General features: G+C 43.4%; 7 protein-coding genes and 1 pseudogene. All 8 read left to right on the forward strand.

What is annotated here, in order from left to right; all coding sequences use genetic code 11:
- Positions 1–285, forward strand: a 285-nt coding sequence (locus QZ327_RS13410) for a MotA/TolQ/ExbB proton channel family protein (protein ID WP_294620104.1), incomplete at its 5' end; no start/stop codon positions are given.
- The gene (locus QZ327_RS13415; RefSeq protein ID WP_172500329.1) at positions 282–620 is read left to right on the forward strand and encodes a DUF2149 domain-containing protein; all 339 of its coding nucleotides are present in this window, start codon (positions 282–284) and stop codon (positions 618–620) included. The genes QZ327_RS13410 and QZ327_RS13415, both read left to right, overlap by 4 nt.
- Before the next feature lie 88 nt (positions 621–708).
- Entirely contained in the window at positions 709–2,964 is a 2,256-nt protein-coding gene (locus tag QZ327_RS13420; protein WP_294620112.1) for an ATP-binding protein, read from the forward strand.
- Positions 2,957–4,279: a sigma-54 dependent transcriptional regulator gene (locus tag QZ327_RS13425; RefSeq protein ID WP_004291471.1), complete on the forward strand. Its 1,323-nt coding sequence runs from the start codon at positions 2,957–2,959 to the stop codon at positions 4,277–4,279. The genes QZ327_RS13420 and QZ327_RS13425 overlap by 8 nt, the downstream gene beginning before the upstream one ends.
- 279 nt (positions 4,280–4,558) lie before the next feature.
- Positions 4,559–4,972, forward strand: a pseudogene (locus QZ327_RS13430) (deaminase); the annotation flags it as partial.
- A gap of 246 nt (positions 4,973–5,218) precedes the next feature.
- Positions 5,219–5,824 (forward strand): RteC domain-containing protein, encoded by a 606-nt coding sequence (locus tag QZ327_RS13435; protein ID WP_004304269.1) that lies wholly within the window; start codon positions 5,219–5,221, stop codon positions 5,822–5,824.
- A 301-nt stretch (positions 5,825–6,125) separates the two neighbouring features.
- The gene (locus tag QZ327_RS13440; protein WP_004291480.1) at positions 6,126–7,256 is read left to right on the forward strand and encodes an ATP-binding protein; all 1,131 of its coding nucleotides are present in this window, start codon (positions 6,126–6,128) and stop codon (positions 7,254–7,256) included.
- Between the two features lie 16 nt (positions 7,257–7,272).
- A complete protein-coding gene (locus QZ327_RS13445; RefSeq protein ID WP_294620110.1) occupies positions 7,273–10,527 on the forward strand; it encodes a P-loop NTPase fold protein in 3,255 nt (1,084 codons plus the stop codon).
- The last annotated feature ends 299 nt before the right edge of the window (positions 10,528–10,826 follow it).

Consider the following 10,826-nt stretch of genomic DNA (forward strand, 5'->3'; position numbering starts at 1 on the left):
GACAAGGACCTCGCAACCTCGAAGACCCTCGGCAAGATGGGGCCTATGCTCGGACTGATGGGAACCCTGATCCCGATGGGACCCGCGCTGGTCGGCCTCTCGACGGGCGACATCGCCTCGATGGCCTACAATATGCAGGTGGCCTTCGCCACCACGGTGGTCGGCCTCTTCGCCGCAGCCATAGGATTCATCACGGGGCAGGTCAAGCAGCGCTGGTACCTGAAAGACATGACCGACCTTGAATTTGTCGCAGAACTGTTGAATGAAAAACGGACCGGGGCATGAGACGCAGACTATTGAAAAGGGAGGAGGACAACGACCCGATGAGCGTCGTGAGCAACCTCTTCGACGTGGCCATGGTTTTCGCCGTGGCGCTCATGGTGGCGCTCGTGAGCCGTTACAACATGACGGAGATGTTCAGCAAGGAGGACTTTACGATGGTGAAGAACCCCGGCAAGGAGAATATGGAGATTATAACCAAGGAGGGCGAAAAGATCAATCGCTACACCCCCTCCGAAGACCAAAATAAAAAGAACGATAAACGTGGTAAAAAAGTAGGTATCGCTTATGAATTGGAAAACGGAGAAATAATATATGTACCAGAAGAAGACGTAAAATAAGTAAAACTATCTGCAAGTGAAAAAAATCAATCATAGCAGACATCTTAAGGTGCAAATTACGATAGGCTATACATTAGTTACGTTATTGATGTGTGGTGTTATTTATATCTGGCATGAAGAATGGTACGATATTAAACAACGAGAAGAAGAATATCGTTACATAAACCATTTGAGGCAAGAGGTAAATAGTATTCACATGCAACTTATTGAGTTATCTCTATCAGAAGAAACGATGTTTATATGGAATGCGGCAGATGTAAACTCATATCGTTCCAAAAGATTGATATTGGATAATTTATTATGTAATTTGAAGACTGCTTATTTAACAGAACATATTGACACGGTACGGCATCTTTTTGAAGATAAGGAACGGCAGATGTGCCAAATCATGGAGGTGCTTGAACAGCAACAGACCCTCAATGAAAAGATAGCTCGTCAAGTGCCTGTAATCGTGCAGAAAAGTGTGCAGGAACAGCCCAAGAAATCGAAACGAAAAGGTTTCTTGGGCATTTTCGGCAAAAAAGAGGAAACGAAAGCCACAGAGACCACCACGATGCTACGCTCCCTCAATCGGAATATGATAGCCGAGCAACAAGCGCAAAACCGCCGTCTGTCAGAACATACCGATAGTCTTGCTGCACGAAATGCGGAACTTAACCGTCTGTTACAAGGTTTGATTTGCCAAATAGACAGGAAAGTACAAGCAGACTTACAGAAACGGGAAGCGGAAATAGCCGCCATGCGGGAACGGTCGTTCTTTCAAATTGGCGGCTTGACAGGATTCGTTCTATTGCTATTGGTCATTTCTTATATCATCATCCATCGAAATATCAACCGTATCAAGCGATACAAACAAGAAACGACGGATTTAATCGGGCAACTGCAACAGTCTATTGAACAGAACGAGGCACTGATAGCCTCCCGCAAGAAGGCGGTACATACCATCACCCATGAACTGCGTACACCGCTGACAGCAATAATTGGTTATGCCGGGTTAATGCGGAAAAATTGCAATACGGATAAAACCGGGATGTATATTCAAAATATTCAGCAATCCTCTGAACGTATGCGCGAAATGCTCAACACCCTACTTGACTTCTTTCGTCTGGATAACGGCAAAGAGCAGCCGAATTTCTCTCCTTGCCGGATTTCGGCAATCACGCACATTCTTGAAACGGATTTTATGCCTATCGCCATGAATAAGGGCTTGATTCTTACTGTGACGAACCGCACGGACGAAGTTGTAGTGACCGATAAGGAACGTATCCTGCAAATCGGCAACAACCTGCTGTCAAACGCCATCAAGTTCACGGAGAACGGTGGCGTTTCTCTGACAACGGACTACAATCACGGTGTCCTGAAACTTATCGTCGAAGATACGGGCACAGGAATGACCGAAGAGGAACAGCAACGGGTATTCGGTGCGTTTGAGCGTCTGGCAAACGCCGCCGCAAAAGACGGCTTCGGACTGGGACTTTCCATCGTTCAGCGTATCGTGTCAATGCTCGGCGGCACGATACGGCTGGAGAGCGAGAAAGGCAAAGGCAGCCGTTTCACGGTGGAAATACCCATGCAGACAGCCGGGGAACTGCCGGAACGGATAAATCAGACAAGGATTCATCATGACCGTACATTCCATGATGTGATTGCCATTGACAATGACGAGGTATTACTATTGATGCTGAAAGAAATGTATGCACAGGAAGGGATACACTGTGACACCTGCACCGATGCGGCGGAACTGATGGAAATGATACGCCGGAAAGAATACAGCCTGCTTTTGACGGATTTGAATATGCCGGAAATTAACGGCTTCGAGCTGTTGGAACTGCTGCGCACCTCCAATGTGGGCAACTCAAAGACTATTCCGGTAGTCGTGACAACCGCTTCGGGCAGTTGCGACAAGGAGGAGCTAATGGAACGTGGATTCGCCGGTTGCCTGTTCAAGCCGTTTTCCATATCGGAACTGATGGAGGTTTCAGACAAATGCGCCATGAAAGGCAACCGGAATGAAAAGCCGGATTTCACCTCCCTGCTGTCATACGGCAATGAATCCGTCATGCTGGAAAAGTTGATAACTGAAACAGAAAAGGAAATGCAGGCGGTACGGGATGCAGCAAAAGAAAAAGACCTGCAAAAGCTGGATTCCCTGATCCACCACCTGCGCAGTTCGTGGGAGGTGCTCCGTGCCGACCAACCGCTGAATGTACTTTACGGATTGCTTCGTGGCGATGCTCTCCCGGATGGTGAAGCGTTAAGCCATGCCGTGACTGCCGTGCTGGATAAGGGAGTGGAAATAATACGGTTGGCAGAAGAGGAAAGGAGAAAATACGAAGATGAATAAGACAAAAATAATTGTGGTGGAAGACAACATCGTGTATTGCGAATATGTCTGCAATATGCTGTCACGGGAGGGCTACCGCAATATGAAGGCTTACCACCTCTCAACCGCGAAGAAACATCTGCAACAGGCAACAGATAATGATATCGTGGTTGCCGACCTGCGTCTGCCTGACGGCAGTGGCATAGACCTTTTGTGCTGGATGCGAAAGGAGGGAAAGATGCAGCCCTTCATCATTATGACCGACTACGCCGAAGTTAATACCGCCGTGGAAAGCATGAAACTCGGCTCGATAGACTATATTCCCAAACAGCTTGTGGAGGATAAACTTGTCCCCCTGATCCGTTCCATACTGAAAGAACGTCAGGCAGGACAACGCCGTATGCCTATATTCGCCCGTGAAGGTTCCGCCTTTCAGAAAATCATGCACCGCATAAGGCTGGTAGCCGCCACCGATATGAGCGTGATGATATTTGGTGAGAACGGCACGGGCAAGGAGCATATTGCCCACCTGTTGCATGACAAGAGCAAACGTGCAGGCAAGCCATTTGTGGCGGTGGACTGCGGTTCACTCTCCAAAGAGCTTGCACCGTCGGCTTTCTTCGGACACGTCAAAGGTGCATTTACAGGTGCGGACAATGCCAAGAAAGGATATTTCCATGAGGCGGAAGGCGGCACGTTGTTTCTGGACGAGGTAGGAAACCTCGCGTTGGAAACCCAACAGATGTTGCTCCGTGCCATACAGGAGAGGCGGTATCGCCCGGTCGGAGACAAGGCAGACCGGAATTTCAATGTCCGCATCATCGCTGCTACCAATGAAGATTTGGAGGTATCGGTGAATGAAAAGCGTTTTCGGCAGGATCTTCTGTACCGCCTGCACGACTTCGGGATAACCGTTCCTCCGTTGCGTGACTGTCAAGAAGACATTATGCCGCTGGCAGAGTTCTTCCGTGATATGGCAAACAGAGAGCTGGAGTGTAGCGTGAGCGGGTTCAGTTCCGAAGCACGTAAAGCGTTGCTGACACACGCATGGCCGGGCAACGTGCGGGAACTTCGGCAGAAAGTTATGGGTGCTGTATTGCAGGCGCAGGAAGGTGTTGTCATGAAAGAGCATCTGGAACTTGCCGTGACGAAACCGACCTCTACTGTCAGCTTCGCCTTGCGCAATGACGCGGAGGATAAGGAGCGGATATTGCGTGCGTTGAAACAGGCAAACGGCAACCGGAGTGTCGCCGCAGAACTGCTCGGCATAGGCAGGACAACACTATACAGCAAACTTGAAGAGTATGGACTTAAATATAAATTCAAGCAATCATAGCCCGTAATTCACTGAATTTGGCTATCTTTGCATAACATTTGAGAAAAACGGCGATTGGCAGGAGCTTTTCGCCGCCAACATATAGGATAAGACCGCAAGGCGTTTCAAGCGAAAATCTGGTAAATTGGAACTACGGAGACGATTGCGTGATGCTTATGCTATGCTTACGCATAGCGTGCATTCACGTACTCTCCGTAAAGGCTTTACCAGAGCCATCGCTTGAAGGTAGTGTGAATTGCACGCTACTTTTTTACCCTTGCCTAACGAAAGGAAACGATTATGGGTAAAGTTCAGATTCTCGCCGTACTGACGATGGACGGATGTCTTTCTTCAGAGTTATATGATAAAGCACATCAGGATTTGTGCCTTGACCGTTGCGGTCTTGATGAAATCAGGAAGAAAGCCTTTTACCGTGTGACACCGGACTATTCCATTTCAATGCTGCACGAATGGAGAAAAGACTGCACAAACATCCGTTACCTCGCGGAAGCCACACCGGACACGGCAGACTATATAAACGGACTGCTGCGGATGCACGCTGTGGATGAAATCATACTATACACCGTTCCTTTCATATCCGGAAGCGGACGACATTTTTTTAAGTCGGCTCTGCCAGAGCAACACTGGACGCTTTCCTCTTTGAAAAGCTATCCCAACGGTGTATGTCGCATTATCTATATCCTTGATAAAAAGCAAGATAGCCAAAATGTGCGGCAAGCATACATTTCTATTTTCAGGAATAGAATAAATGTTCCGATTACAAACAATTTAAGTCGGAGATAATTTGTCCTTGTGAAAAAATACTGAATTTTATACCTCTGAAATCCAGCACTTTGTAAAATTGAGTGTTGGATTTTTTATTTTCTGCCGCGTTTTTTGCCAATTATATTCATGTGCGCACGCAGAAAACAAAGTGTAATTTTCAAAATTGACAGAACCATGAATTATTTCTTGCTGGCGGAAACCGACTTTTTCCGCCTGATAAACGAAGCCGGCGACTGCAATATGGAAACGGCATACACGGCTTTCGCCACCCAAGTGATCGAACTGTGCAACGGCGGCATGGACATGAACCTTACCGTCATCGCGCTTGCCTACATCGAAATCGAGTTGCAGCACCATCCCGTACGTAATCTGTCAGAAGAAAAAAGAGAGATTGCCGCCTACGTCAGCAAGGCTCTGTCTTTCGTAAGAAAGATGCAGAAATTCCTTGCCACGCCCCAAGTGCCACCACTAATATCCGCCAACAACGCAACAGAAACCACCGCCAGCCTTCTTCAATGGACGGGCAATGCCATCGACCTCGTGGAACTTATCTACGGCATAGACGTGATGGGCTGCATCAACAACGGCAATATGCCGCTCAAACAGCTCGCCCCACTTCTCTATAAGATATTCGGGGTTGATTCTAAAGACTGCTACCGCTTCTACACTGATATCAAACGCCGGAAGAACGAAAGCCGCACCTATTTCATTGACAGGATGCAGGAAAAACTGAACGAGAGAATGTTGCGTGATGAGGAGTTGGAGCGGATGAGAAAATAAAAAAATATCCATTACATATGAGAAGACAGGAATACTCGTATCCTGTCTTTTTATTTTCATTTAATTATATATTAATTAGCACAATATATGTGAGTTTTTCATTCCTATAAGGACAAATTTCAGAAACGTATGTCTGGTAAATTATTGAGTCATCATAGTATGAACATATATCATTACTAAAAACAATGAAACAACTTCCATAAGATTGTGGTTGTAAAAATCGCCATTTAATAGCCCGTTTTTTTTGTAAAATTCGCCAATTAAAAAAATATGATTATCTTTGCATTATATTTTATAAGGTATGGAAACAGTAAATAGAATACTTCAAGAGAAGATTACAGCACGAATCGCGCCCAATAAAGCAGTACTGATTTTTGGTGCTCGCCGTGTTGGTAAAACGGTAATGATGCGTAAAATTGTGGACAACTATTCAGGTAGGACGATGATGCTCAACGGCGAAGACTACGACACATTAGCACTATTGGAGAATCGCTCAATAGCCAATTATCGGCATTTATTGGATGGTATTGATTTGCTGGCTATTGATGAGGCACAGAACATACCACAAATCGGTAGTATTCTGAAGTTGATAGTTGATGAAATACCGGGAATAAGTGTCTTGGCAAGTGGTTCTTCGTCATTCGATTTGCTGAATAAGACTGGTGAACCGTTGGTCGGCCGCAGTACGCAATTTCTCCTTACACCATTCTCGCAACGGGAAATCGCACAGACGGAAACGGCACTTGAAACCCGCCAGAACCTCGAAGCGCGCTTGATTTACGGTTCCTATCCCGAAGTAGTAATGATGGAGAACTATGAACGTAAAACAGACTACCTACGTGATATTGTCGGTGCATACCTGCTTAAAGATATCTTAGCAATTGACGGCTTAAAAAATTCGAGCAAGATGCGCGATCTACTGCGATTGATAGCTTTTCAGTTGGGCAGCGAAGTTTCTTACGAAGAGTTAGGTAAACAACTCGGCATGAGCAAGACGACCGTTGAAAAATACCTCGACCTATTGGAAAAGGTCTTCGTTATCTATCGTCTGGGGGCTTATTCGCGTAACCTACGCAAGGAGGTTACAAAAGCTGGCAAGTGGTACTTCTACGACAACGGCATTCGCAATGCCATTATCGGGGCTTTCTCACCGCTGGCCATTCGGCAGGATGTCGGTGCGCTGTGGGAGAACTACATCATCGGAGAGCGGCGCAAAGCGAACTTCAATGAGGGACTGCACAGGGAGTTCTATTTCTGGCGCACCTACGACAAACAGGAAATCGACCTGATTGAGGAGAGTGCCGACAGTCTTACCGCCTTGGAGTTCAAGTGGGGAAATAAAATGCCGGCCGCACCGAAAGCCTTCCAAGAAGCCTATCCCTATGCCGAGTTTCATGTGGTAAATCGGGAGAATTATTTGGAGTTCGTATAATCAATAAATTACGTATATGGAAACAAAACTACAATCCAAACAGCAATATCCGCGGTTTATCCAAAATAAACCGTGTGGTATTGACAAATTCGATGGAGGTTCGCAAGAAAGGTTGGCAAAAACTATTGCTCGCCATTTTTGTCAGAATGATTCATTGGATGAGGAATGTACTTTACCTCGAATTATCGGCATCGAAGGTATTTGGGGATCTGGAAAATCCAACGTGGTTAAAATGTTGGAACGTGAATTATCAGACGACTATTACTTTTTTGAGTATGACGCATGGGGACATCAAGAGGACTTGCAACGCCGCTCTATATTGGAATTGCTTACAAGCAAACTTATTGATGATGGTATCCTATCTGGAAATGCAACAATAAAAGTCAAAGGTGGAGGTACGAAAACCGTATCATGGTCTGAAAAGCTGAAATATTTATTAGCCCGTAAAACGGAGACCGTAACCGAAAAATATCCCCTTATCAGTAATGGTATGGTTGCGGCATTTTTGGTTGCAGTTTTAACTCCGATATTTACATTTATTGCGTATGCAGTAAAACCTACACCCACAACATGGTGGTTTTCTTTATTGTCTATTATCATAGCTGCACTGCCAGTTCTTATTGCATTGTGCGTTTGGAAATGGGCATATAGCAAAGATCATAAATATGGATGGAGTTATATGTTAGCTATTTATCAAGATAAAGTCGAAAAGGACGTTTGCTATGAGACTTTGAGCGAAGACGAACCAACGGTTTACGAGTTCAAAACATGGATGCAAGACATTTCTGATTTTATCAAGGAAAAAGGACAACGTAAATTAGTCCTTGTTTTTGACAACATGGATCGTCTCCCCGCTGAAAAAGTAAAAGAATTATGGTCTTCTATCCATACGTTCTTCGCCGATAGCGGTTTTGAAAATGTTTGGGCTGTTATTCCTTTCGATGAAACACATTTAGCTTGTGCATTCGGAGATGAGACCGACGAACAAACGAAACAACTGACCAAGTATTTTATCAATAAAACTTTCCCTATTGTTTATCGTGTTGCTCCTCCTGTTATTACCGACTATCGAAGTATATTCAACAAACTGTTTGTTGAAGCATTTGGAGAAACAGAAAATGAAGCGAAAGAAACTATAAATCGGATATTCAGATTGGTAAATCCTAATGCCAATGTTAGGGAAATTATATCATATATCAATGAGATGGTCGCTCTTAAACAAGAGTGGTGTAACGAAATTTTGATGATAAACATAGCATTGTTCTGTTTGAAGAAGACGGATATTCTGGCAAATCCAGTAGAACAAATATTGTCCGGCGACTATCTGAATGGCATTCAAACAATAATTAACAATGATCTGCAAACACAACGCGAAATTGCAGCTTTGGTATATGGTGTCGATGTTGAAGATGCTCGACAAATTCCATTGAAAAAATATATTGAAGGCTGCATCAACGGAGAAGAAGACCACGACATAAATCAATATGCAGAGACTAATAAACAATTTGACACTGTATTAGAAGAAGTTATACAATGTATGGACAATGCGCTTATCGATAAGATTATACATTGTTTGCATAAATTAACTCGAAAGAGCGATGTTATTCTGCGTGTATGGCAAAGAATAGCACAATTGAAATTAAAAGAATCCATAGAGAAGCAGGTGTTCCCTGTCGAATACCAAGAACTGCTGTTGCATTTAGACACGGAAAGCCAAAACCATGTGATTGCTCAATTATATAAGAAGATAGTTCGGTTCAATGACTTCAATGGCGGCGACTATTTCAAAACGTTAGATGCAATAGACAGGTTTATTGCGCAAAATAAGTTGGCGTGCGATTTTACGTCATTGATTGAAGCAAAAACAGTCAAGCCAAATACATTTATCGATTATATTCAAGCTGCAAATGCAACAGATGCTGCCTATCGGGATAACGCGACAACTAAAGCATATAAATATTATCAAGTAGCAACAAATTCGGAGGCGCTCGATAATTATTTGGCAAACTTACTACCCGATAATTTCGACCATGCAGATATTGTAAAAACGTTAAAAGATAATTCTACCTATACGTTTCCAACGCTTTTGCAAGCGATCACGAATTGCATTGATGAACAGAATGTAAATAAAGATAATATAGGGGCTATATTTACAACCTATCGTTTATTGGCATCTGACGAAGAAAGACCTTTACCTGTAACGTTAGATTCAACCTACATAAATCAGTTGCATTCTGAATTAGAAACTGATGGCCGAAACATTAAAGAGTCTGGATATTACGATTTAGTCGACATGCAATTGGCACATGGTCATTCCGTTTCCTTAATAGAGGGTGGAGATATAAAATATGTTGCAGAACTCATGGACTATTATGTGGATCATGGAGACTTATTAGTAAATAGTGTGGGATGGAATATACCGCTATTAAATGAAACACTACAATACATGGTAAATCATAAACTTGGCTATAAATTATTGCTCTCAGACATATTGCCCCAATTTGAAGATATTAAGAACAGAATAGGTGTAACGGATGAGGTATTTATCGAGCATTTAGCAGAGTGGAATACCGATTTGGATAAGTATATCACTAAGAACAATATTAAAGATGTAATTCCTGACGCATCTTTTTACGATTTGACCACTAAAATAAGCAATGTCCTGACCGATCATATCAATAAAATAGCGTTCGAAGCGTTGTCTGAAATAAGTGTTGATACATTATACGCCCAAAGAACAGCACATACATCATATTATTGGTTTGTCGCAATAAAACATTTACTGGCTAAAATCAAATCCTTGCCAGATAACTTGACTGAATTTGGCAAAAAGATTCTGATGGATATTGCTTCTGGAACTCAAAGTTTGAATCCTTTCCCTAATTGTTTCAAGAATATAGTTGAAAGATTGGATAAACGAAAAATTAAATCGACAGTTACCGATATAAGAAATGATTTCTGCATCGGTAAAAAGACTATCAATGCAATAAAGTTTCAATTTTTCGAAACATGGCTTAGATCGCATGGTAATTTGAAAAGTCAAGCTGGAGACGTTATTGATAAAATAGTGAAACCTGTAATTTCCGATGGGGCATGCCGTTCATTGATTCTGCAAAACAAAGATTTTTATATGGATTTAATAAATACAGCAGGGGATGATGCTTATGAATTGAAAAAGAGTCTCCGAAACCTCATACAAAAAGATTCAGATCCGCAATTGGTTAAATTTGTCAATTCGATAGATTCAGTACCTGAGGTTGAAACCGCGTAAGTATTTGTCTAACAAGTCCGAATTTTACGATTTTACCCGTCAGAACTGAAGTGCCCCCCAAAAAAATTGTATCCAACTTTTGGGGGTCACTTCAAACTTCGATAGGGATAATTTTCAATTTTGGGGACTTGTTAGACAGTCTCATTATCTGGTAGCAGTTTACACAGCACCGGATCGTTTTTGATACGCTCCAGTTCCTCCTGCACAATCTGCTTCACCTCTTCCTTGATGCGCCGGTAGTTCGCCTGCACCGTTTCCTTCATGCGGTCGTTGCCGTCCTCGTCCGTGAAGTTTGTAAT

The sequence above is a fragment of the uncultured Bacteroides sp. genome (assembly GCF_910578895.1).
GTDB lineage: Bacteria > Bacteroidota > Bacteroidia > Bacteroidales > Bacteroidaceae > Bacteroides.